Here is a 22,537-nt window from a genome sequence, read left to right on the forward strand (position 1 = left end):
GAAGTTGATCGTCGACAAGATAACCATATTTAACGAGTGGTTATTGTTGCAAGATGGCAATGTACTGAAATTGATCTGGATCAACACCCCCATATTTATGGGGTTTCTTTATTTGATTGATCCAGGTCAAGAGGGTGAATGCGCCAGTTGTCACGACGATAAAGCCGGTCGACAGATAAAGTCCGTCGCTCCGTTGCGCCCATCGCGCAAGTGCTTTTGCCGAGGCGATGGATTTCGTGCGGGCCCGCTGGTTTTACTGTCGCGCGCGAGCAAGGACTGAAGCCGACCGAGGTGCTGCTCGCTGGCGGCGCTGTACGCCTGCGCCTTGCGGGCAAGATGCATTACTCAGGGAAGCATCCGTTCAAATCCAGGCACCGAAAAAGGATTGTCCGCAGGAGAGGGAGCGGGGTAGCGACCAATAGTAACTTCAACGAGGAAACCATTTCCTCCTTTTTACCTCCAAGCGATATCCCCACCGTTGCGGCCGGGTCCCTTCCATGCCCACCCTGACTCGTCTCTCGGCGCGCGTCGCGCCGACCGTGCTTGCCATTTTCGCGGTGGCCATCACCACGCTCGTCCGATACTTGCTCGCACCCTACCTCGGGGCCAAGGCGCCATTGCTGCTGTTTACCTTGCCGGTGCTGTTCTGCGCATTGTTCGGCGGCGTGTTGTCTGCGTTTGTCGCGACGGTCCTCAGCATGATGTCGAGCGCCTATTTTTTCACCGGCGTGCCGGGCACCCTGTACCTGGATGACCCGGAAGACCACATGCAATTCGCCCTGTTCGCGTTGGTGGCGCTGGCCACGATCGGCATCGGGGCGGTGCTGGAAAAGTCGCGTTGCGCACTGCGCGAGAGCGAGGAACGGTTTCGCCTGCTGGTGCAGGGGGCGCACGACGTCGCCGTGTTCTTCATCAGCCCCAGGGGCATCATCGAAAGCTGGAACGAGGGCGCCCAGCGCATCAAGGGATACGCCGAGAGCGAAGTGATCGGACAGCATTTTTCCATTTTCTATACCGAGGAGGACCGCGCCAAGGGTGTGCCGGCGCGCTTCCTGGCGGAAGCGGCCGGGAACGGGGCTGCGCGGGTGGAAGCGTGGCGGGTACGCAAGGGCGGCGAGCAATTCTGGGCGGATGTCGCCCTGACGGCCACGTACGACATCCACGGCAAGCTGCGCGGCTTCTCCAAGATCACCTATGACCGCACGCGGGAACATGCGTTGCTGAAGTCGCTGGAGGAAAGCGAGCAGACGGCGAAGGCATTGCTCGAATCGACGGCGCAGGCCGTCGTGGGCATCAACCAGGGCGGCAGGATCCGGTTGGTGAACAAGACGGCGGAGCAGATGTTTGGCTATTCGCGGGATGAACTCGTCGGGCAGTCGCTGGAAGTCCTGCTGCCGGACCAGTTGCGGGACAGGCATGCAAGCCAGCGCGCCGAGTATTTCTCCCATCCGCGTCCGCGCCCGATGGGGCAAGGCATGGAGCTGACGGCCAGGCGCAGGGACGGTTCGGTTTTTTCCATCGAGGCCAGCATCAACATGTGCGAGACGCCGGCAGGCCGGATGGCGGTCAGCTTCGTCACCGACATCACCAGGCGCAAGCAGATCGAGAACGAGCTGCTGCTGGAGCGGTCGCAGCTGAAAAGCATCCTGGAATACTCGCCGTTGCAGGTGTCCATCCGCGACCTCTCCGGCCGCATCATCCTTGCCAACCAGAGCTTGGCGGACGCGATGGGCATGCCGGCCGAGAAGCTGATCGGCAAAGGCGTGTTCGACCTTCTGCCGCCCGATGTCGCGAAACGGATGTGGCAACGGGACCAGGAGGCCATGCGCGTCAACGGGGCCGTGCGCGACGAGGAGCAGATCCGCCTGAAGAATGGAACGTTCCGCACCTACGCGACGGTGCGTTTTCCCGTGAGCTACATCAATTCGCTGGAACCGTTCGGCCTGTGCACGTTCTCGCTCGACATTACGGAGCAGAAAGAAGCGGAGTTGCGCGCGCTCCACGCCGCGCAGCACGATCCCCTGACCGACCTGCCGAACCGCGCGCTCGTGTATGAGTTCGGCGCGCGCCTCCTGGCGGGTGCGAAGCGTTCCGGCACGAAACTGGCCGTGCTGTTTTTCGACCTCGACCGGTTCAAGCCGATCAACGACACCTACGGGCATGAGACCGGCGACAAGATGCTGCAGGAAGTCTCGCGGCGGATCACCCGCAGCGTGCGCGGCAGCGATCTCGTGGGACGGCTTGGCGGCGACGAGTTTGTCGCCGTCCTGGCGAACATGGAATCGGACCACCACGTCCACCAGTCGGCGCAGCACCTCCTTGCCAGGCTGCGCGAACCGTATCACATCGACGGACTGGAACTGCGCACCTCGCCCTCCATCGGCATCAGCCTGTTTCCCGACGATGGCGAAAACATCGATACGCTGCTCCGGCACGCGGATGCGGCGATGTACCACGCCAAGGCCAACGGCCGCAATACCTACCAGTTCTTCAACCTCGAGATCGACGTCGGCAGCAAGCGCGCATTCGCCCTCGAACAGCGGTTGCGCCAAAGCTTCAACGAGAGCGAATTCGAGGTGTACTACCAGCCGATCATCGAGACCCGCACCATGCAGGCGGTCGGCGCCGAAGCGCTCATCCGCTGGAAGCAGAAAGGCGCGGAGATGGTGATGCCCGGCGAATTCATCTCCGCGGCCGAGGCATGCGGGCTGATCAACCAGCTTGGCGCGTGGGTGCTGCAGGAGGCGTGCAGGCAGCACGTCCGCTGGATGGAAGCCGGCTTGCCGCCGCTGCGTGTCGCGGTCAACGTGTCGCCGATCCAGTTTCGCGCGCACGATTTCGAAAAGCGCGTGGCGGAAGCCATCGAACGGTCGGGAATCGCGCCCGCCTATGTCGAACTGGAAGTGACCGAGAGCATGGTGATGCGGGAAATCCAGCGGACGACCGAAACGCTGGAGGAGCTCAAGCGCCTCGGGTTGCGCATTTCGCTGGATGACTTCGGCACCGGCTACTCGAGCCTGAGCCACCTGTCGCAGCTTCCGATCGACAAGCTCAAGGTCGACCAGTCGTTCGTGCGCCATATCCAGACGGACAAGCGTTCGCTTGTCATCACCGAGACGGTCATCGGAATGGGAAAGAAGCTGGGCGTGGAAGTGGTGGCGGAAGGCATCGAATCGGAAGAGGCGCTCGAACTGCTGCGGGAACGCGACTGCGACATGGGGCAGGGTTACCTGTTCGGCAAGCCGATGGACGCAGGCCAGTTTGAACAATGGTTCCGGCGGACCCAGCCGCAAGGCTTGTACCATTGACATCAGCGCGCGGCAGCGGTGGATTTTGTCTGTCATCCATTCGTGTGTGCAAGTCGACAAGTCGCGTTGTGTGAGCGCCACGTCACCACACAGACCCTCTCGACTAATACGTAAAAATTGATCTAGAGTAAGTTTTTCGAAAGCCCGCAAGAGTACCCTTCCCTCCTGTTTCCAATCCGCATCCGCGCTGCACATCCGCATCCTCATCCCCGCTGCGATGTGCCGGTCATCAGAATCAACCCATTATCAGAAGAACATGAAGCTCTCATTCCGCACCAAGCTCTTCGCTCCGCTCGTCATCTGCTGGATCAGCCTCTGGGCCATCACCCTCACCGACATTTATCACAACAACCAGCGCCGCCTGGAAGACAGGCAGATGTCGCTCAAGTCCGCCACCGAAATCGGTTTATCGATCGTGAAGGAATACGCGGACATGGCCGCTGCCGGCACCATGCCGGTCGATGAAGCGAAAAAGCAGGCGATGGCGCGCATCAAGGCCATGCGTTTCGGGGCTGATGGCTATATCACCATCATCTCGTCCGACGCGAAGATGATCATGCATCCGATGAAACCGGAAATGGACGGCAAGGATCTCATGGACTTCAAGGACGCAAAGGGCAATCAGCTCTTCAAGGAAATGGCCGCCATTGCAAAGGGGCGGGGCGAGGGATGGGTGGAATATGTCTGGCCCAAGCCGGGACATCCGAACCAGGCGGAAGTCTTCGACAAGGGTTCCTACGTCCTGACCTACAAGCCCTGGGACTGGACCTTCATCACCGGCGTCTACCTGGACGACCTGACCGACGCCACCATCCGTGACTTCTGGACGGCCTTCGTGGCGCTCGCCGTCGTCGGCATTTTCCTGAACGGCGCCGTCCTCTTCGTCGCCTTCAGCCTCAACCGTGCCGTCGGCGGCGACCCCGAGGACGCCGCCGATGTCGCGCGCCGGATCGCCGCGGGCGACCTGTCGCAGCCGGTCAAGGTGAAGCCCAGGGACACCACCAGCCTGCTCTATGCGATGAAGACCATGCAGGACAGCCTGCTGGGCATCGTGACCAAGGTGCGCATCGGCACCGATTCCATCACCGCCGCAACGAACGAGATGGCTGCGGGCAATCTCGACCTGTCGTCGCGCACCGAGCAGCAGGCTGCGTCGCTGGAAGAGACGGCATCGTCCATGGATCAACTCACCTCCACGGTGAAACAGAATGGCGACAACGCGCGCCAGGCCAACGAGATGGCGGTGGCGGCGTCGGAGGTGGCAGGCAAGGGCGGAGCGGTCGTTGCCGAAGTGGTGCACACCATGGCGGCGATCAACGATTCGTCGCGCAAGATCGTCGACATCATCGGCGTCATCGACGGCATCGCGTTCCAGACCAACATCCTCGCCCTCAATGCGGCCGTCGAAGCTGCGCGCGCCGGCGAGCAGGGCAGGGGATTTGCGGTCGTCGCCGCCGAGGTGCGCACGCTTGCCCAGCGTTCCGCCGCTGCCGCGAAGGAAATCAAGGCGCTGATCGGCGACTCCGTGGACAAGGTGCATGCCGGGTCTGCCCTGGTCGACCAGGCGGGCGCCACCATGCAGGAAGTCGTCACCAGCGTCAAACGCGTGGCGGACCTGATTGGCGAAATCTCCATGGCCAGCCAGGAACAGAACAACGGCATCGACCACGTCAACAAGGCCGTCGCGCAGATGGACCAGGTCACGCAGCAGAATGCGGCGCTGGTGGAAGAGGCGGCGGCATCCGCCGAATCCATGCACAAGCAGGCGGAAGAACTGGCCGAGGCGGTGCAGGTATTCAAGATCGATGCGGCCCAGGCCGCGCCTGCACCGTCGCCGCGCAAGGAGCCGATGCTGCCCGCTGCAACAAAGGCAACGTCGCCGGCGCGGCATGTGCGAGCAGCTCCGGTCCGCCGTTCTCCTCCGGCAGTGGTCGCGAACGCTGCCGACGGATGGGAAGAGTTCTGATGTAAGGTGTCGCGCAGGGATAACGCGACGCCTGACCGTGCGCACTGCGGAAAACCCTCATTGACAGAGTCTTGCTTTGCGGAAAGAATTGCCCGCTATTCTTGGACCTGCAATGCGAAATTTGATCAGTCTGCCCGTACTCAACGTTAGAGCACATGCAGACAAAATCTTCGCAATATTGCTTGTCGGACTGACTCCTATCGTCGGATGGGTGGCGTGGCTGACGCCGGGTTGGGGCGCTTCGCCGCTCTTATGCGCGAACGGCATCCCGCCTGCCGCTCCCGCAGGCGGCTGGACCGTTGCCATGGCGATCGCGGCGAGCGTCGCCCTCGGCTCTGTCCTCATCTGCCGCCGCTGGAAAGCGCAGCCGATCGGGGGCATCTACAACGCGGCGGCGGCAATTGTTTTTTCCGCGCTGTTCGTGCATTTCGGTGGAGGTTCGGGCGACTTCCACGTCATTTCGTTCATCCTCTCCTCCCTCCTGCTGTACTACCGCACGCGCTGGCCGGTCGCGCTCGCCGGCGCGTTCTTTGTGTCGCATCACCTCGGCTTCTATACCCTGCAGGACGCAGGAGCGCCGGTGGTGCTGTTTTCCTGTCTCGAACCGCGTTCGCTGATCATTCACCTGATCACCGGGATGAGCCAGTGCGCGCTGTTCTGCTACATCGCCGGCCGCATGGAGCGCAAGGACGCCTATCTGAAGGCGACGGCAGCCCAGCAGGAACTGGCCGCCAGCGTGTTCCACAACGCCATCGAAGGCATCGTCATCACCGACGCAAAGGGCACCATCATTTCCGTCAATCCCGCATTTACCGAGATCACCGGCTACAGCATGGAGGAAGCCATCGGACAGACGCCGCGGATGCTGAAGTCGAACCGCCACGACCAGTCGTTCTATCGCGAGATGTGGAAGACGATTGAAACGGTCGGGCAATGGAAGGGGCAGATCTGGAACCGGCGCAAATGCGGTGAAGTCTTTCTCGAATCGCAGACCATCCGCAAGCTGCATGGCGAAGACGGCATCGTCCGCTATGTCGCCGTGTTCAACGACATCACCGACCAGTGGCGCAAGGACCAGCGCATCGAATATCTGGCCTTCTACGACTCGTTGACCGGACTCGCAAACCGCGCTCTCCTGAATGACCGCATCGGGCATGCGATTACCCTTGCCGAACGCTCGAAGAAGAGCGTGTCGGTATTGGTCCTCGATCTCGACCGCTTCAAGAACATCAACGATACCTTCGGTCATGACCAGGGGGACAAGTTGCTGCAGATCGTGGGCGTCCGCCTGCGCGAGGCGGCGCGCGAGACCGATACTGTTGCCCGCCTCGGAGGCGACGAGTTTGTCGTCCTGCTGGAGAACCCCGGCACGCCGGAAGACGTGGCTGCGGTCGCCACGCGCATCGTGGACAGCATCTCCGAACCGATGCAGCTGGGCGGCATTACCTTGCAGGTGGAGGCGTCGGTAGGCGCAGCCATCTATCCTGCCGACGGCCCGGACGCCGCGACTTTGTTGAAGAACGCGGACACCGCAATGTACGAGTCGAAGGCCGCCGGCAAGAACACCTACCGGTTCTTCAGCGCGTCGATGACCGACAGGGCGAAGAAACGGCTGCACCTCGAAATGCATCTGAGGCGTGCGTTGGAAAAGCACGAACTAGAGCTGCATTACCAGCCGAAGATCTGCCTGCGTACGGGCACGCCGGCCGGCGCGGAGGCGCTGGTGCGCTGGCGGCATCCGGAGCGCGGCCTTGTCCCGCCGGCCGAGTTCATTCCGCTGGCGGAAGAGACCGGGCTCATCGAACCGCTCGGCGAATGGGTGCTGGAGGAAGCGTGCCGCCAGCTCTGCATCTGGCGCACAAGCGGCGCCGGCGTGCAAAGCATTGCGGTGAACGTGTCCGCGCTCCAGTTCCGTGGCGGCGTCTTGTCCGACCGTATCCGCAAGCTGCTGGCGCGATACGGCCTGCCGGGTTCCGTGCTCGAAATCGAACTGACGGAGTCGGCGCTGATGAACGATCCGGACCAGGCCATCGAGATCATGCAGAGCCTGCGTGCGGCAGGCGTCAGGATTGCGGTCGACGATTTCGGCACCGGCTATTCAAGCCTGTCGTATCTCAGCCGCCTGCCGATCGATACCCTGAAGATCGACCGCACCTTTGTCATGGAGGCGGACCAGAGCGCCAACGGACGCGTTGTGTGCGACACGATTATCGGGCTGGGCAGGAACCTGCATCTGCAGGTCGTGGCAGAAGGCATCGAGACGCTGGAGCAGCTTGCCTACCTGCGGCGGCAGGGGTGTTACGCGGGACAGGGTTATCACTTCTGCCGTCCGGTGCCGGAGGAAGAACTGACGCGCTGGCTCGCTGAGTACGAGCCTGGAGTGCGGCGGGCCGCCGGAGTGGCATAAGGCACTTGCCGGACTGGCAAAAACCTTTTGTTTTCCATTCCCGGGAATTTCGCGAGGTCGGGAAGCGCCATTACCGCGAACAGGAATATTTTATGAGAGATGCCCAGATTTGATATGGGTCAAGTTGCAGGCATGGTTATTGCTGAACAGCAATGGGTTCATTGTCCTGTCCGGTTGCAACGACGCTGTCAGTCAGGAGCAGGTGTCAATTCATTCTGGAGAAAGCATGGCAACCAAACCTGCATCACACGTACCGGCAACCCAGTGGGCACGGATCCAGTTCGGCGATCTGGCGCCTTCGCCATACGCCCTGCGCTGCTGGATCGAACAGGGGCGTATCCACCCCGCGCCCGAATACATTGAAGGGCGCTGGTTCGTCCATCCTTCCGCCGAATACAGGGACCGGCACTCCGACCAGATTCCCTGAGGGGCAACGGCGCCTCGACTTGCATCATCCGCCCGGCTTCCCTTTACCAGGTTGTCGACATCCGTAATACGCAGTGCCTGAAACCCCGGCCTGCTTTCATTTGCAAATAGGTGTACCCGTGTTGAATCTTACGTTCCTCGAATCCTGGACCATTTCGAAAAAGCTGCGTGTGCTGACCGCCTGCGCGATTCTTGGCATCGTCGCGCTCACGGTGCTGTTTCTCGTCAGCGAGCGCAAACTTGTGTTGCAGGAAAGGAAGGACAGCGTTCGCCAGGCGGTCGAAACGGCGCACGGCGTCGTCGCGTATTACCACGGTCTGGCGGGGAAGGGCGCCATGCCGGAGGAAGAAGCAAAGGCCGCGGCGCTCAAGACACTGAAGGAACTGCGCTACAACAAATCCGAATACTTTTGGATCAACGACATGCAGCCGCAGATGGTGATGCATCCGATCAAGCCGGAACTCGAAGGCAAGAACCTGGCGGAGCAGAAGGACCCGGACGGCAAGGCACTGTTTGTCGAGTTTGCGGCGACCGTGCGCGCCGACGGCAGCGGCTTCGTCGATTACCGCTGGCCGAAACCGGGCAGCGCCGAGCCGGTGCCCAAGGTGTCCTTCGTCAAGGGCTTCGCGCCATGGGGCTGGGTCGTCGGCTCCGGCGTCTATGTCGATACGGTCGAGGCAGCGATTATGACGCGCGTGATCGAGTTCACGCTTGGCGCGGCGGCGCTTGCGGGTGCATTGCTCGTCATCTGTTCGCTGATCGGCCGCAGCCTGCTGCGCCAGCTCGGCGCGGAGCCTGCATACACGGCTGAAGTGACGCGGCGCATCGCTGCCGGCGACCTCACCGTGCCGGTCGAATTGAAGGCGAAGGACGAAACGAGCCTGCTGTATTCCATCAAGAGCATGCGCGACAGCATCGCCGGCATCGTCGGACAGGTGCGAAGCGGCACCGATTCCATCGTGACCGCATCGGGCGAAATCGCCGCCGGCAACCTTGACCTCTCGGGGCGTACGGAGGAACAGGCAAGCTCGCTGGAAGAGACGGCTGCATCGATGGAAGAACTGACCGCCACCGTGCGCCAGAACGCGGATAACGCGCAGCAGGCGAACACGCTCGCCATCACGGCATCGCAACTGGCGAGCGACGGCGGACAGGTCGTGTCGCAGGTGATCGATACGATGGAGTCGATCAAGGGCAGCTCCGGCAAGATTGCGGACATCGTCAACATCATCGACGGCATCGCTTTCCAGACCAACATCCTTGCCCTGAATGCCGCAGTGGAGGCGGCGCGCGCCGGTGAGCAGGGACGCGGCTTTGCTGTTGTCGCCACCGAGGTGCGCACGCTGGCGCAACGTTCCGCCAGCGCGGCAAAGGAAATCAAGACGCTGATCGGCCAGTCCGTCGCCCAGGTCGAGGATGGCGGTTCCCTCGTGCAGCAGGCCGGCGATGCGATGGAGAAGGTCGTGGTTTCTGTCCGGCAGGTGGCGCAACTGATCGGCGAGATTGCCGTCGCCAGCCAGGAGCAGAGTGCGGGCATCCACCAGGTCAACCAGGCCATCGGGCAGATGGATGAAGTGACGCAGCAGAATGCCGCGCTGGTGGAAGAGGCAGCGTCCGCATCGGAAAGCCTGAAGGAGCAGGCGCACCAGTTGTCCGAAGCGGTCAGCATTTTCCGCGTCGACGCAGCAGGTGTGCAACGGCAGGCAAACGGTACCGTCCTCGCCTTCGAGCCGCATCCGGCACGCGCGGCCTTGTCGCACAATGCCGTCCGCAAGGCGTTGCCGTCGTCGAAGACGCGCATGACCCGGACGGGATAAGTCCATGCACGCGCGCACGAACAGGGACGGTGAAGAAGAGAAAGTCCTCCACCGGGGCGGATTTAGCGACCTCCTGCGCCGCATCGACGGCATCGTGTGGGAGGCCGACCCCGCAACCTTTACCTTCAGTTACGTCAGTCCTGCTGCCGAGCGGATCCTGGGCTACCCTGTCGCCGCATGGCGCGAGCCGGGTTTCTGGGAAAGCCATGTGCATCCCGACGACCGCGCGCATGCCGTGGCCTTCTGCACATCCCAGACCCACGCTGGCCTGAACCACGAGTTCGAATACCGGATGGTGGCGGCCGATGGACGTGCGGTATGGCTGAAGGATGCCGTGACGGTTAGTGTCGAGAACGGCGTGCCGGTCGCACTGGGCGGCGTGATGATCGATATCAGCGACCTCAAGCGCGCACAGCAGGAGCTGGCTGACCAGGCGCAGTTCCTTCGCGAGCTCGGTGCGGTGATCCCGAGTCCGATTTTCTGGAAGGACGAGCAGGGACGCTACCAGGGATGCAACAAGGCCTTCGAGGAATACATCGGGATTGCTCGCGAGGAACTGGTCGGAAAAACAGTCTTTGACATCTCTCCCGAGGAACTGGCCCAGGTCTATGCAAGAGCCGACCAGGAGCTCTTCGAGCGCGGCGGCATGCAAATCTACGAAGGCGCCGTGAAGTATCACGACGGGTCACGCCGGCATGTCGTCTTCAACAAGGCCGTCTTCCTAAAGAGCGACGGCACGACCGGCGGCTTGGTCGGCATCATGCTCGACGTAACCGAACGCAAGCAGCTGGCCGATGCACTGCAGGAGAAACACGATCTCCTTCAGTCTGTCCTGAACCATGTTCCGTGCGGAATTGCGCTCACCGACGCCGACCGCAGACCGCTGCTGCTGAATGAACAGGCACACGGCATTCTCGAGGAGGCCGTTGCCGGCGACGCGCTCGAACTGCACCTGAACGGCAGGATCTACGAAACCCGCACTGCGCAGGCCCCGCAGGGAGGGTTCGTCCACATCTACCTCGACGTGACCCGCGAACGCGCCGTGAGCGAGGCACTGGAACGGGAAAGTGCCTACCTCAAGGCCATCCTGCAGCACATGCCGCAGGGGATCAGCGTGTTCGACGAGACTCTGCACCTGCGTCACTGGAACGCGGTCATGGCCGAAGTCCTGAACTTCCCGCAGGAAGTGCTGACCGACGGCGCCTACTTCGACGATCTCATCCGCATCCCGGCGCAGCGGGGCGAGTACGGGCCGGGCGATCCCGAAGAGCACGTGGCTCGTTTCCATGCGCTGGCGCTGGAGTTCCGGCCGCACGAATTCGAGCGGCGCAGGGAGGGCGGCAAGGTGCATCTCGTGTGCGGCAGGCCGATGCATGTGGGCGGCAAGCTGGCCGGATTCGTCACCACCTACACCGACATCACCGCGCACAAGTTCGCCGAGAAGAAGCTGCAACTTTCCGATACCGTGTTCAACAACACCACGATGGGCATCGCGGTGACGGACGCACAGCGGCGCATCGTCAAGGTCAATCCCGCGTTCTGCGCGATCACCGGTTACGACGAGCATGAAGTCACCGGCAAGACGCACTCCGTGCTGAGTTCCGGCCGGCAGGACGCTGCCTTCTATGCCGCCATGTGGCGCGAGATCGATAGCACCGGCAGCTGGAACGGCGAAATCTGGAACAGACGCAAGTCCGGCGAACTGTACGCCGAGCACCTGTCGATCAAGCGCGTCCTCGATCAGTCGGGCGAGGTGGTCAACTACATCGGCATCTTCTCCGACATCTCGCAGTACAAGGTCGCGCAGGACCGGATCGAACAGCTGTCCTTTTTCGACGCGCTGACCGGCCTGCCCAACCGTGCGCTGCTGCGCGACCGCCTGCAGCAGGCGATCTATACTGCGGAACGGCGGAGAAGCCGCATTGCGGTGCTGCTCATCGACCTGGACCGCCTGTCGCACGTCAACGATTCGCTCGGCCATCATATCGGCGACTTGTTGCTGCTGCGCATGAAGGCGCGCTGGCAACCCATGATCCGCGCATCGGATACCTTGTCGCGCCATATCGGGGACGAGTTCGCGGTGATTGTCGAGGACATCCACGATGCGCAAGATGCGGCCGACATGGCGGAACGTCTGCTCGGTGCCTTGGCGCAGCCCTTCGATCTTGAAGAACATGAGGTCAGCGCGGGCGCCCGCATCGGCATCAGCATTTTCCCCGGTGATGGCAAGACGCCCGATGTCCTGCTGAAGAATGCGGACACCGCGCTCCATCATGCCAAGGAAGCCGTCGGAGGACGCTACCAGTTCTTCCGCGAAGAGATGAACAAGTCGGCCACCGAGCGCTTGCTCATCGAGAGCAGCCTGCGCCAGGCGCTGGTGCGAAACGAGTTCCAGGTCTTCTACCAGCCACAGCTCGACCTTGCGAGCGGACGCATCAAAGGCATGGAGGCGCTCGCGCGCTGGCGGCATCCCGACCTCGGGCTCGTCTCGCCCGCCAAGTTCATCCCCATCGCAGAAGAGACCGGGCAGATCATCGAGATCGGCAAGTGGGTCATGCGCGTGGCGTGCAGGCAGGCGCGGGAGTGGAATGCCGCCGGTAATTCAGGGCTGGTCGTTGCGGTCAACGTGTCGGCGAAGCAGTTTGATCATGACGGTTTTGCCGCGCAGGTCTGGCAGGTGCTGCACGAAACCGGGCTCCCCGCGCACCAGCTCGAACTGGAGATCACCGAAAGCGTCATCATGAACCGGCCGGACCATGTCGTGAGCGTGATGAAGGAACTGCGCGATCTCGGCGTACGCTTCTCCATCGACGATTTCGGCACCGGCTATTCCAGCCTGTCCCAGCTCAAGCGCTTTCCGATCGACACGCTGAAGATCGACCAGTCCTTCACCCGCGACATCGGCATCGATGACGGCGGCACGGCGATCACCCGTGCCGTCATCGCGCTGGGCCACAGCCTGCGCCTGCAAGTCGTGGCCGAAGGCGTGGAAACGAAGGAACAGCAGCACTTCCTCACCCAGCATGGTTGCCACGGCATGCAGGGTTATTTGTTCAGCAAGCCCATCGAAGCGGTTGCATTTGCCGCGCTGCTTGCGATGCATGCTCCCGGCGACGAGTCGCCGGAGTGGCAGATTTGACAAGGGCGTGATTGCACTGGCGAAGGCCATGCGTCAGACGGTCATCGCAGACAGTGCTTTCGTGCGCCGCGTGAATGCCGGCTGTGAAGCGCTTCGCTGGCGCAAAAATTGCGTGAAGGACGGAGATTCATCCGCTGCCGCACGATACCGAGCGGCAGCGTCCCCATATCGAAGTTTTTCGCGGACAGGACGGTGGCCGTTCCCGTTTCAGGGAACGCATTTCTTCCCTTTTTCGGGAACCGTTCTGTCGATAAGTGCCTATGATCATCGAACGAAGAATCAAACTGCTGATCGCGATCGCTACCCTGGTCATAGGCGCTACCGCTATCGTTCCGTTCAAGACTGCCGAAAAAGCCGCGCAGCTGCAGCAAGCCCTGCTCCAGTCCGAGGCGCGCATCATTGTCATCTCCGAAGCCTTTTCGCTTATCAAGGATGCGGAAACCGGCCAGCGCGGTTTCATCATCACCGGGCAGGAATCGTTCCTCGAACCCTACTACAAGGCGATCGCGCGACTGGATGGGCAGGAGACGGTGCGCCGCGCCTCGCTTCCGGGTTACGGCGCCGAGGATATCGACCGCTTCGAAGACCTCATCCGGAGGAAGCTGGAAGACCTGGCACGCACCATCGAGATCCGGCGCATGGAAGGCAACGACGCGGCGCGAGCGTCCGTTTCCACCGGCCGCGGCAAGCTGTACATGGACGACATCCGCGTCGAAGTCGCAGCGGTCACTGCCGTCGAGCATGACCTGAGGGACAAGCTGCGGCAGGAAGCCGCGCGCTATGCCAGCCTGGCCGCCATGGCCACACTTGTTGCGACGTTCATCAACGTCCTCCTCGTGGCCGGTGCCCTGCATGTCCTGTTCCGGCTGATCAAGCGCCACCGCGTGACGGTGGGCGAACTGCAAAGCCTGAGCAGCGAGCTGCAAGGCGGCATGGCCGAGCTTGGCCGGCGCAACGTGGAAATGTCCCTGCTGGCGCAGATGGCGCGCACGCTGGATTCGTCCATGTCGCTCACCGAGACGCTGGAGAGCGTTTCCGTCTTCACGGCAAGGCTCCTGCCGGGAACGTCCGGCGAACTTTTCCTCTACCGGAACTCACGCAACCTGCTCGAAAAGGCCCTGCAGTGGGGCGATCCCTGCAATCCGAAAGACGCCATCGAGCCGCACGAATGCTGGGGCCTGCGCCTGGGCCGCGTGCACCAGGTGGACGACAAGGAGGCGCTCTATTGCCCGCACCACGACAGGCACGCGGCGCAGCGCAGGTCGCTTCTCTGCCTGCCGCTGTCCGCGCAAGGCGAGATCATCGGCCTCATGACCATCGAGGCGCCGGCCGTGCAGGACAGCGATGCATCCCATGCCGCCGCCCGGGTGGGACTGGCGACGGCGCTCGCCGAGCAGCTGGCGCTGGCCCTGTCCAATGCAAAGCTGAAGGAAGTGCTGAAGCAGCAATCCATCATCGACCCGCTGACCGGACTGTTCAATCGCCGCTACATGGATGAAACGCTTTTCCGCGAGCTGTCGCGGGCAAGGCGGAAGTCATGCCCGCTGTCGATCATGATGATCGATGTCGATCACTTCAAATCGATCAACGACCGGTACGGGCACGAGGCGGGCGACACGGTCCTGCGCGCGGTGGCCGGGCATGTCAGGGCCAGCGTGCGCGAAGGCGATCTCATCTGCCGCTTCGGCGGCGAGGAGATGGTCATCCTGATGCCGGAATGCGACGTCCGGGATGCCGGCGCGCGGGCGGAGAAGCTGCGCGGCGTGATCCGCTCGCTGCACGTCTCCTACGGCGGACAGGTGATCGGCCCCGTCACGGCGTCCTTCGGCGTCGCGAGCTATCCCCAGCACGGCGGCGATGAAGCCGCGTTGATCGCCTGCGCCGACAAGGCGATGTACCAGGCCAAATCCGCGGGGCGGGACCGTGTGGTCATCGCGGAAATGCCGATGGTGACGGTGGCGTGAAAACGCCGGTCATGTATTCACTCGCCATTCTCGTTGCGGAAGTAATTAGTCTGGTGCGCCCAGCGCCTGATTTTCCGCCAACCCATCCCACCACGCCAGCGCGGCTTCGGTGGAGCAGGCGAGCATCGCGTATTCTCCGCCGGTAAAGTCCGACCACTGATCGAGCAAGCTGTCCCGTACCGCCGTCATGACCGGCAGCCCTGCGACCGCGGCAGCGGCCATTTCGTCGCACAAGCCATTCCCCGCCGCTTCCTGCGAACCGAACTTGTTGAAGACCGCCAATGCGGGAGAGGCATCGATCTCCTGCCGCACCATGGATGCCGTCTCGGCCAGCGCGGCCGAATCGAGCCGGCAGCCGCGGGCGCCGCTGCCAAGGTTCTGTGAAATGGGGATGCGCTGGCCGGAGGACAGGAGTTCCAGCGTCATCGCGCAGGAGCCGTCGCCGTGCTGGATGACGCCGGCCAGGGCAACGCCCCGCTTGCGCAGTTGCGCGACAACTTCCGCGAGGACGGGAGCGGGATCGATGCCGTCGCCATAGATGAGCGCGGCAATTCTCGGGCGGTTCGCGGGCTGTTTTCCTGGCATTGACTTTCCTTGGGGGAATCCGGAGAGAGAAAAAGATGCCTTCGCCACACCGCGTGGCGCAAGAAGATTTTACGTGCAGGCGCAGGCGGGCGGATTGTATCCGCGAAACCCGCGGTCGCCGTCTTATTCCTTCGCGTTGCCTTCGTCCGCCTGCGACTGGCTGGCGCGTTCGATCATCCGTGCGAACGCCAGCACTTCCTTTTCGCCGGCGAGGTCGTTCAGGAAAATCGCGTCGGCGTCCTGGAACGCCAGCCCGGCATGCCGGGCCATCGCAATGATATGGATCTTGTTTAATGCCTTGGTAGTGGTTGTCATGGCCTTGAGCTGGCTGAATGTTGACAAAGTCGGACTGGCGGTGCCGCCAGTCTTGCTGCTACGCAGCAATGACCGTGCCAAGCGCCGATGGGCCTTCAGGGGCCTGTTATGCCCACCTTTATTCCCGGATCCGGGAATGCTGAACGGCAATCGGCTCAATTTCTGGACTGGATAGCGCAGAAGTGAAATTTCCCTGCGGATGCGCACCGCAATGAAGCAGCATCGCGTGGAGCGGGTGCCCCCATGGGGAAACATTTTGCGTCCGGCAATGTTGCGGCAGCCATACACCATCTGTACGTCCGCTTTTCGGTCTCGTCTGCTGCGAGTGTTATCGCGTGGTCAGGAATCCGTACGAGAAGGCGCTGGGCAAACCTATGAGTTGAACAGGCGCGCCGCGAGCGCATCCCGCTTCTCCGCATCCAGCCCCACGGCCGGCTCGCACAGCAGCAGCGGCGCCCAGCCTTGCGGAAATTCCGATGCGTCGTCATCGATGACGGCGTAGGGACCGGCATAACGCGTCTCGTCCAGCCAGGCCTGGATCTCCTGCCAGCGCATGGCACCCGGAATCAGGGGCGTGACGTCGATGATGCGCGGCTGAATGTCGCGCGAAAAATAATCCTCGCGCAACGTGTCCAGGTCGAAGACTTCGCGCCAGGAGGAGGTGATGACGACCTCGACATGGGCATGCTCCCGCAGGAGCGCCTCGAAGGCCTCGCGGTGTTCGAACAAGACGCGGTCGCCCGCTGCCGGGTGCATGACGCCGTCAAAGCCAAGGAAGATGAGCATGGAGGAAAATCGTGGTGAAAGTGCGCTCACGATAGCCGCAAAACGCGGCGCGGAGCAAGGACGGTTCGCCTGCCTTGATTTTCATCAACGCAACAATTTCCTTGCGAATCATGGACATACGGAAGCTTATTCCCGGTTGTCCACAGAGTTGGCCACAGCAAATGTGGGCAACTCACCATGGTGTTGAGTGAAATCAATCCGCGTTGGCTCCCGTGAACAAGCATGAGAACCGGGGAGAAAAGGGATTGATGAAATTGGAGACGACCATGACAACCTACGCAGTCCAACGCAACCTGCAGGGCATCACGATGGAGCAGCTTGCCGCCGCACAGCAGGCGGCGATCCAGGCGAGCGAAGCCGCTTCGCAGCAGGGAACGGCGGTCACCTATATACGGAGTAATTTCTATCCGGCCGACCAGCGATGCACCTGCCTGTTCGAGGCGCCCAGCCGGGAAGCGGTGGAAGACGTCAACCGGGCGGCATCGCTGCCGTTCGACCGTGTCGAGGAGGTGATGGACCTGGCACCCGCTATGCATTGAGTGGCACAGGGAAAAGCGGAGCGGCGTTGGATCACACGCTCCGCACGCTTTCGTTAGTCGGATTCAGGCTGCGCAAACTGGCTCGGCGCAACTGTACCCGCCACCGTCGCATCCTTCGGCGCCGCCGGATACAGCCAGCAGAACAATCCCGTCGCCGCGGCCATGCCGGAGAGTTGCGCCAGGATGAACCCCGGCACGTCCGCCGGATGGATGCCAGCGAAGGTATCGCTCGCCGCCCGCGCCAGCGTCACCGCCGGATTCGCAAACGATGTCGACGACGTGAACCAGTACGCCGCGGTGATGTACAGCGCCACCGCGAACGGCGTGACCGTCGGCCGGCTGCGCGAGCAGCTGATGATCACGCCCAGCAGGCCGAAGGTCGCGACGAACTCGCTCCACCATTGCGCCGCGCCGGTGCGCACATGCTCCGACGCGAAGAACACCGGCTCGCCGAACATCAGGTGCGCCGCCGCCACGCCGCAGAATGCGCCGATGACTTGCACCACGATGTAGGGCAGCACATCCGATGCCGGCATGTTCTTCTGCCACGCTTCCGACAGCGTCACCGCCGGATTGAAGTGCGCGCCCGAGATCGTGCCGAACATCAGGATCAGCGCCACCAGCCCGGCGCCCGTGGCGATCGCATTGGCGAGCAGGGCGAGCGCGACATTGCCGCCCGAGAGATGCTCGCCCATGATGCCCGAGCCGATCACCACCGCCAGCAGCATCGCGGTGCCCAGGCCTTCCGCGACCAGACGACGCGCGCGCGTCATACCGGCGACTCCCCGATCTTGCGCATCTCGCTGCGGATCGCGTTCTTGTCCAGCATGTCGACCGGCAGGTTAACGAAGGTGTTCATGCGGCTCATGATCTGCCTGAAGATCTTGCTGAAGGCCGCGCGCTTTTCCTCGTCGCTGCCTTCGACGGCGGCCGGGTCTTCAAAGCCCCAGTGCGCGGACACCGGATGGCCGGGCCACACCGGGCAGACTTCGCCGGCGGCGTTGTCGCACACCGTGACGATGAAATCCATCTGTGGCGCATCGGGACCGGCGAACTCGTCCCAGCTCTTGCTGCGCAGGTTGTCGACCGGGTAGCCGGTCGCCTTCACCTGTTCGATGGCGAAGGGATTGACCTTGCCGCCCGGACGGCTGCCGGCCGAAAAGCCGCGGAAGCGGCCGCGGCCCATGGTGGTGACCAGTGCTTCGGCCATGATGCTGCGCGCCGAGTTGCCGGTGCAGAGGAACAGCACGTTGTAAACCTTGTCGGACATGGTTTTCCTTCGTATCTAGTTAAGTGTCTTGAGCAGGCAGGCCGCGCTGGCGGGGCACAGTCCGGCGAACTGCGACGTGCCGCGGATGGCGTCGGGCACGCTGTCGCGCGCGACCGGTTCGTAGCCCTGGTGGTGGAAGAAGTTGTCGGCCGACGTGGTCAGCAGGTACATGCGCTGCACGCCCTCATCCCGCGCGCGTTCTTCCATCAGTTCGAGCAGGCGCTGGCCGTAGCCTTCGCCGCGCAGCATGGTCTCGACGGCCAGGGAGCGCAGCAGCGCATCCTCGCCGTGCGGTTCGATGCCGACGGAGCCCGCCACGCGCCCGGCCTGGCCGAGGATGATGAAGTGCTTGAGATGGGCCTCGGTGAGGTCGGATGACGGCAGGCCGCTTGCGTCGAGCAGCGCCTTCAGCGCGGGCAGGTCGTCGGCGCGGGGTGGTCGGATGGCAAACATGGTCGTCCTTTCAATTAGTCGGAAGCGCAGGCAGTGACCGGCGTACAGAGCATGCCGCTGCAGCAACTGTCCATGAGGAAGGTCATCAGCGCATTCATGGCTTCAAAGTTGGCGGCGTAGATCACGAACCGCCCCTCCTGGCGCTGCGTCACCAGGCCGGCATGCGCCAGCTCTTTCAGGTGGAAGGACAGCGACGACGGCGGAATGCCCACCTGCTCCGCAATCCTGCTGGCGGCCATGCCTGCAGGGCCGGTGCGCACCAGCAGGCGGAATACCGCCAGCCGGGATTCCTGCGCCAGCGCACCAAGCGCCGAAATGGCTTGTCTGGTTTCCATGTGCTTACCTTTTTCCTTTGATTCGACAATTCTACTATACTGGAAATATTAAATAAATGCCCGCCTGGAAGGAAAGCATGATGCCGTCCGATCAATCCGTCATCGACACCCCGCCCGTCAGCGCCGGGGACTTGAACAAGGGCTGCGCCTGCATCAGCCTGGAGCCGGCGGCCCTGCGCCGCGCGCTGGAGTCGGAGCTGGGCGACGCCGAGGTGTACCGCCTGGTCGCCGAACGATGCCCGCACCTGTTCGCCGCCCAGCCTGTCTTCGTGTCGGAAGCGCATGCCGCCGCCATGCGCCGCGTGGTCGAAGCCGTGGAGTCGGTGGTTGCGCTCCCCGCCTACCGGGACGCGGTGCTCGCCGGGGCCGCACCCATCGCGCGCCACGACCCGCGCGGCGCGAAAAGCGTGTTCTTCGGCTATGACTTCCATGTCGGCGAACAGGGCATCGCGCTCATCGAGATCAACACCAATGCCGGCGGCGCGATGCTCAATGCCGCGCTGGCTCGCGCCCAGCGCGCCTGCTGCGCCCCGGTCGAACAACGCTTTCCCCTGGTTGGCAAGGACGATGGGGCGGAGGCGCGCTTCATGGACATGTTCCGCAGCGAGTGGATGGCATCAGGCGCCGCGCGGCCATTGCAGACCGTGGCCATCGTGGACGAAGACCCCGCCGGCCAGTACCTCTATCCGGAATTCCTGCTCTTCCAGCGCATGTTCGCGCGCCACGGCGTGCAGGCAGTGATCGCCGACCCCGCGGAACTCGTCTTCCGTGGCGGCGCATTGTGGAAGGATGGCCTGGCGATCGACCTCGTCTACAACCGCCTGACCGACTTCATGCTCGACGCGCCCGCCAGCCGGGCCATCCGCGACGCATATCTCGCCGATGCCGTCGTCCTCACGCCGCATCCGCAGGCGCATGCGTTATATGCGGACAAGCGCAACCTCGTGCTGTTGTCCGATCCGGAACGGCTTGCCGCGCTCGGCGTGCCGGAGGATGTGTGCGCGGTGCTGGAAAGCGCCGTGCCGCGCACCGAGATCGTCGATGTCGCCGATGCCCAGCGGCTATGGGACATGCGCAGGCAGCTGTTCTTCAAGCCCGCGGCCGGATTCGGCAGCCGCGCCGCCTACCGTGGCGACAAGCTGACCAAGCGCGTGTGGCAGGACATCCTTGCCGGCGGCTATGTCGCGCAGTCGCTGGTCGCGCCGGGAGAGCGGGTCATGCGCAATGAAGCGGAAATGCCGCCGCTGAAATTCGACGTGCGCGCCTATGCGTACGACGGCAAGGTGCAAAGCTTCGCCGCGCGCCTGTACCAGGGGCAGACCACCAACTTCCGCACGCCCGGGGGCGGCTTTGCGCCGGTCTATCCCTGGTGATCACTGTCCGTGGAGAATGAGCACGGCGATCCACACCACGACGATTGCCAGCGCCAGCCCGGCGCTCGTGCGCAGGCCGTAAGCGCGGTTGCCCGCCGCATACGCGATGGCCATCTTGCTCACTGCGTTTGTGGTGATGGCGATGGCCAGGCCGCGATTCAGCGCGCCTGCATCCACCGACTCGCCGGCGAACAGCGAGAACAGCACCGCGCCTGCCGCCTGCATGTCCACCGTTGCCGCAATCGCCGCGCCGACCTCGGCCGCGCCGGCTCCGAAGTATTTCGTCGCCAGCGAGACGATCGCGGTCAGCACCGTCAGCAATGCCGCGAAGCCCACCGCCTGCCGCACGCTGAACACGCTTTGCGACGGCACGTTTTCCGTATTCACCGCCGGCTGCAACGCGATGGCGATGACCGCGGCAACTCCGCTGCCGGCCATCACGCCCGCGATCACCGGCCAGCTCGCCTGGACGGCCGCCGGATCGATCGCGACGCCGACCGCCACCAGCAAGGCCATCGACGACAGGTTGGAACACAGCGCCGCCGCCGCATAGGACGCCGCGTACTGCGGCTCCGCCTTCGAGCGCGCGCCCATCGCGCCCATCGTCGAACTGCTCGACACCACGCCGGACGCCAGTCCCGCAATCGCCAGTCCGAAGCGCGGCCCCATCACGCGCAGGGCCACGTAGCCCACCGCCTGCAGCGTCATCAGCACCACGATCAGGCGCCACAGGTGGTTGGGGTTGGCGTTCGCAAGGAAGGGGATGGTGCGGTTGGGAATGAGCGGATAGATCACCAGCGCCGCTGCCGCGAGCAGCAGGCCGTCGCGCAGTTCCACGCTGGTCAGCGTCTTGGTGGCGAAATGGTGCAGGCGCGTCTTTCCCGCGAGCAGGCAGGCCACCACGACGAAGCCCGCCGAAGACAGTTGCGCATTCGTTGCCGCGACGATGCCGAGCAGGTAAGTCACGAACAGCGCCATCTCGGTGGTGATGCCCGGATCGTCGCCGAGGTCGCGGTAATAGGCAATCGCACCGAGCAGCACGATGAGCAGCGCGCCCGCCACCGTCACCAGCGGTTGCCCCGCATGGCTGGCGATGACGCCGCCGAAACCGGCCAGCGCGAACGTGCGCACACCCGCCAGCCCTCGCGAGGGGCCGGATCCTTTATGACGTTCGCGCTCGATGCCGATGAGGATGCCGCCGCCGAGCGCGACGGCGCAGCTGGCGAACAAAGAAGGAAGGTTGTCCATGAAGCGAAGCGGCGGATGCAATGAAGAAATTATAGGTGCATCGGCTGGCGCCTGCCGAACAGGCCGACGCGTCCCAGCTTCGTCGTCAGTTCTGCTCACAATAGGAAATTTTTGACCTGGGTCAAGTCAAGAGCGCATCGCCGTCAATAGACTAGGCCGCTGCACCGGGACGGAGCAGCCGCCCGGCACCGGCTTGCCGCAACGAGAAATATAACGATATGCAGACAGTCTTCAGATCCATTCTCGCCCTCATCCTGGCCATGGTGTGCACGCTGGCCGCCGCAGTCCAGGTGACCCATATTGAACCCGTGCAAGCCCAGGCCATGTTCCGCCAGGGCGCACCGATACTGGACGTGCGCGAGCCGCATGAATACGTGGAAGTCCACGCGCCGGGCAGCCTGCTCGTCCCGCTTGGCCAGCTCGCGGCGCGCGCCAACGAATTCCGCACCTTCGAGAACAAGCCCATCATCCTGATCTGCCGCTCGGGACAACGCTCCAGCGCCGCCGCGGAAATGCTGGTTCAGATGGGATTCAAGTCCGTCTACAACGTCCAGGGCGGCATCATTGCCTGGGAAAAAGCGGGCCTGCCGCTGATAAGGCGATAGC

At 63.1% G+C, this 22,537-nt stretch carries 19 protein-coding genes and 2 pseudogenes; 13 read left to right on the plus strand and 8 right to left on the minus strand.

The genetic code is table 11. The features are described from left to right. The first annotated feature begins 4 nt into the window (after nucleotides 1–4). The 9 genes and pseudogenes from AC3WOY_RS14985 to AC3WOY_RS15025 form a co-directional block, all read left to right on the plus strand. Complete coding sequence (locus AC3WOY_RS14985; RefSeq protein ID WP_492425120.1) at nucleotides 5–280, plus strand: hypothetical protein; 276 nt, start codon at nucleotides 5–7, stop codon at nucleotides 278–280. Nucleotides 281–497: 217 nt separating this feature from the next. Next, a complete protein-coding gene (locus AC3WOY_RS14990) occupies nucleotides 498–3,308 on the plus strand; it encodes an EAL domain-containing protein (protein ID WP_492425122.1) in 2,811 nt (936 codons plus the stop codon). A gap of 256 nt (nucleotides 3,309–3,564) precedes the next feature. Further along, complete coding sequence (locus tag AC3WOY_RS14995) at nucleotides 3,565–5,274, plus strand: methyl-accepting chemotaxis protein (RefSeq protein ID WP_492425124.1); 1,710 nt, start codon at nucleotides 3,565–3,567, stop codon at nucleotides 5,272–5,274. A 112-nt stretch (nucleotides 5,275–5,386) separates the two neighbouring features. Then, nucleotides 5,387–7,681 carry a putative bifunctional diguanylate cyclase/phosphodiesterase gene (locus AC3WOY_RS15000; protein WP_492425127.1) on the plus strand — a complete coding sequence of 765 codons (2,295 nt, stop codon included), beginning with the start codon at nucleotides 5,387–5,389 and terminating at the stop codon, nucleotides 7,679–7,681. A 226-nt stretch (nucleotides 7,682–7,907) separates the two neighbouring features. Beyond that, nucleotides 7,908–8,108, plus strand: a complete 201-nt coding sequence (locus AC3WOY_RS15005; protein WP_492425129.1) for a hypothetical protein — start codon at nucleotides 7,908–7,910, stop codon at nucleotides 8,106–8,108. A gap of 118 nt (nucleotides 8,109–8,226) precedes the next feature. After that, nucleotides 8,227–9,924, plus strand: a complete 1,698-nt coding sequence (locus AC3WOY_RS15010) for a methyl-accepting chemotaxis protein (RefSeq protein ID WP_492425131.1) — start codon at nucleotides 8,227–8,229, stop codon at nucleotides 9,922–9,924. A 4-nt stretch (nucleotides 9,925–9,928) separates the two neighbouring features. Then, entirely contained in the window at nucleotides 9,929–13,063 is a 3,135-nt protein-coding gene (locus tag AC3WOY_RS15015; RefSeq protein WP_492425133.1) for a sensor domain-containing protein, read from the plus strand. A gap of 260 nt (nucleotides 13,064–13,323) precedes the next feature. Then, nucleotides 13,324–14,415 (plus strand): annotated as a pseudogene (locus AC3WOY_RS15020) (CHASE3 domain-containing protein); the annotation flags it as partial. A 111-nt stretch (nucleotides 14,416–14,526) separates the two neighbouring features. Beyond that, nucleotides 14,527–15,027: pseudogene (locus AC3WOY_RS15025) on the plus strand (GGDEF domain-containing protein); the annotation flags it as partial. 45 nt (nucleotides 15,028–15,072) lie between these two features. Here the strand turns inward: AC3WOY_RS15025 and AC3WOY_RS15030 are convergent. The 3 genes from AC3WOY_RS15030 to AC3WOY_RS15040 all read right to left on the minus strand — a co-directional run bounded on the left by AC3WOY_RS15030 (nucleotide 15,073) and on the right by AC3WOY_RS15040 (nucleotide 16,713). Continuing rightward, nucleotides 15,073–15,612, minus strand: coding sequence for a DUF2478 domain-containing protein (locus tag AC3WOY_RS15030; RefSeq protein WP_492425135.1), 540 nt, complete (start codon nucleotides 15,610–15,612; stop codon nucleotides 15,073–15,075). 123 nt (nucleotides 15,613–15,735) lie between these two features. Then, on the minus strand, nucleotides 15,736–15,927 hold the full coding sequence (locus tag AC3WOY_RS15035) for a hypothetical protein (RefSeq protein ID WP_492425137.1): 192 nt from the start codon (nucleotides 15,925–15,927) through the stop codon (nucleotides 15,736–15,738). Nucleotides 15,928–16,299: 372 nt separating this feature from the next. Continuing rightward, nucleotides 16,300–16,713, minus strand: a complete 414-nt coding sequence (locus AC3WOY_RS15040) for an HAD domain-containing protein (protein WP_492425139.1) — start codon at nucleotides 16,711–16,713, stop codon at nucleotides 16,300–16,302. Here AC3WOY_RS15040 and AC3WOY_RS15045 point away from each other — a divergent pair. Next, complete coding sequence (locus AC3WOY_RS15045) at nucleotides 16,712–16,900, plus strand: hypothetical protein (protein ID WP_492425141.1); 189 nt, start codon at nucleotides 16,712–16,714, stop codon at nucleotides 16,898–16,900. The two genes, AC3WOY_RS15040 and AC3WOY_RS15045, sit on opposite strands and share 2 nt — an antisense overlap. A 79-nt stretch (nucleotides 16,901–16,979) precedes the next feature. Then, on the plus strand, nucleotides 16,980–17,252 hold the full coding sequence (locus AC3WOY_RS15050; protein WP_492425143.1) for a nickel-binding protein: 273 nt from the start codon (nucleotides 16,980–16,982) through the stop codon (nucleotides 17,250–17,252). Between the two features lie 53 nt (nucleotides 17,253–17,305). Here the strand turns inward: AC3WOY_RS15050 and AC3WOY_RS15055 are convergent, their stop codons facing one another. Genes AC3WOY_RS15055 through AC3WOY_RS15070 form a run of 4 tightly spaced genes read right to left on the minus strand, consistent with a single transcriptional unit; the run spans nucleotide 17,306 to nucleotide 19,310 of the window. After that, complete coding sequence (locus tag AC3WOY_RS15055) at nucleotides 17,306–18,025, minus strand: MIP/aquaporin family protein (RefSeq protein ID WP_492425145.1); 720 nt, start codon at nucleotides 18,023–18,025, stop codon at nucleotides 17,306–17,308. Then, on the minus strand, nucleotides 18,022–18,522 hold the full coding sequence (locus AC3WOY_RS15060) for an arsenate reductase ArsC (RefSeq protein ID WP_492425147.1): 501 nt from the start codon (nucleotides 18,520–18,522) through the stop codon (nucleotides 18,022–18,024). Before AC3WOY_RS15060 ends, AC3WOY_RS15055 begins: the two co-directional genes overlap by 4 nt. Before the next feature lie 15 nt (nucleotides 18,523–18,537). After that, entirely contained in the window at nucleotides 18,538–18,975 is a 438-nt protein-coding gene (arsN2, locus tag AC3WOY_RS15065; RefSeq protein ID WP_492425149.1) for an arsenic resistance N-acetyltransferase ArsN2, read from the minus strand. A 14-nt stretch (nucleotides 18,976–18,989) separates the two neighbouring features. Beyond that, entirely contained in the window at nucleotides 18,990–19,310 is a 321-nt protein-coding gene (locus tag AC3WOY_RS15070; RefSeq protein ID WP_492425151.1) for an ArsR/SmtB family transcription factor, read from the minus strand. Nucleotides 19,311–19,387: 77 nt separating this feature from the next. On the opposite strand from AC3WOY_RS15070, the gene AC3WOY_RS15075 reads away from it, so the two are divergent. Continuing rightward, the gene (locus AC3WOY_RS15075) at nucleotides 19,388–20,683 is read left to right on the plus strand and encodes a hypothetical protein (protein ID WP_492425153.1); all 1,296 of its coding nucleotides are present in this window, start codon (nucleotides 19,388–19,390) and stop codon (nucleotides 20,681–20,683) included. Here AC3WOY_RS15075 and AC3WOY_RS15080 read toward each other — a convergent pair whose 3' ends face one another. Then, nucleotides 20,684–21,931, minus strand: coding sequence for an MgtC/SapB family protein (locus AC3WOY_RS15080; protein WP_492425155.1), 1,248 nt, complete (start codon nucleotides 21,929–21,931; stop codon nucleotides 20,684–20,686). Between the two features lie 218 nt (nucleotides 21,932–22,149). Here AC3WOY_RS15080 and AC3WOY_RS15085 point away from each other — a divergent pair, with 218 nt between their 5' ends. After that, on the plus strand, nucleotides 22,150–22,536 hold the full coding sequence (locus AC3WOY_RS15085; RefSeq protein ID WP_492425157.1) for a rhodanese-like domain-containing protein: 387 nt from the start codon (nucleotides 22,150–22,152) through the stop codon (nucleotides 22,534–22,536). Nucleotide 22,537 lies beyond the last annotated feature (1 nt).

It is taken from the genome of Noviherbaspirillum sp. FW303-A3, from assembly GCF_058788695.1.

Coding starts and splice junctions, on each gene's coding strand:
- AC3WOY_RS14990 (WP_492425122.1), top strand. CDS start 498: ATGCCCACCCTGACTCGTCTCTCGGCGCGCGTCGCGCCGACCGTGCTT.
- AC3WOY_RS14995 (WP_492425124.1), top strand. CDS start 3,565: ATGAAGCTCTCATTCCGCACCAAGCTCTTCGCTCCGCTCGTCATCTGC.
- AC3WOY_RS15000 (WP_492425127.1), top strand. CDS start 5,387: ATGCGAAATTTGATCAGTCTGCCCGTACTCAACGTTAGAGCACATGCA.
- AC3WOY_RS15005 (WP_492425129.1), top strand. CDS start 7,908: ATGGCAACCAAACCTGCATCACACGTACCGGCAACCCAGTGGGCACGG.
- AC3WOY_RS15015 (WP_492425133.1), top strand. CDS start 9,929: ATGCACGCGCGCACGAACAGGGACGGTGAAGAAGAGAAAGTCCTCCAC.
- AC3WOY_RS15030 (WP_492425135.1), bottom strand. CDS start 15,612: ATGCCAGGAAAACAGCCCGCGAACCGCCCGAGAATTGCCGCGCTCATC.
- AC3WOY_RS15035 (WP_492425137.1), bottom strand. CDS start 15,927: ATGACAACCACTACCAAGGCATTAAACAAGATCCATATCATTGCGATG.
- AC3WOY_RS15045 (WP_492425141.1), top strand. CDS start 16,712: ATGGAGGAAAATCGTGGTGAAAGTGCGCTCACGATAGCCGCAAAACGC.
- AC3WOY_RS15040 (WP_492425139.1), bottom strand. CDS start 16,713: ATGCTCATCTTCCTTGGCTTTGACGGCGTCATGCACCCGGCAGCGGGC.
- AC3WOY_RS15050 (WP_492425143.1), top strand. CDS start 16,980: ATGACAACCTACGCAGTCCAACGCAACCTGCAGGGCATCACGATGGAG.
- AC3WOY_RS15055 (WP_492425145.1), bottom strand. CDS start 18,025: ATGACGCGCGCGCGTCGTCTGGTCGCGGAAGGCCTGGGCACCGCGATG.
- AC3WOY_RS15060 (WP_492425147.1), bottom strand. CDS start 18,522: ATGTCCGACAAGGTTTACAACGTGCTGTTCCTCTGCACCGGCAACTCG.
- arsN2 (WP_492425149.1), bottom strand. CDS start 18,975: ATGTTTGCCATCCGACCACCCCGCGCCGACGACCTGCCCGCGCTGAAG.
- AC3WOY_RS15070 (WP_492425151.1), bottom strand. CDS start 19,310: ATGGAAACCAGACAAGCCATTTCGGCGCTTGGTGCGCTGGCGCAGGAA.
- AC3WOY_RS15075 (WP_492425153.1), top strand. CDS start 19,388: ATGATGCCGTCCGATCAATCCGTCATCGACACCCCGCCCGTCAGCGCC.
- AC3WOY_RS15080 (WP_492425155.1), bottom strand. CDS start 21,931: ATGGACAACCTTCCTTCTTTGTTCGCCAGCTGCGCCGTCGCGCTCGGC.
- AC3WOY_RS15085 (WP_492425157.1), top strand. CDS start 22,150: ATGCAGACAGTCTTCAGATCCATTCTCGCCCTCATCCTGGCCATGGTG.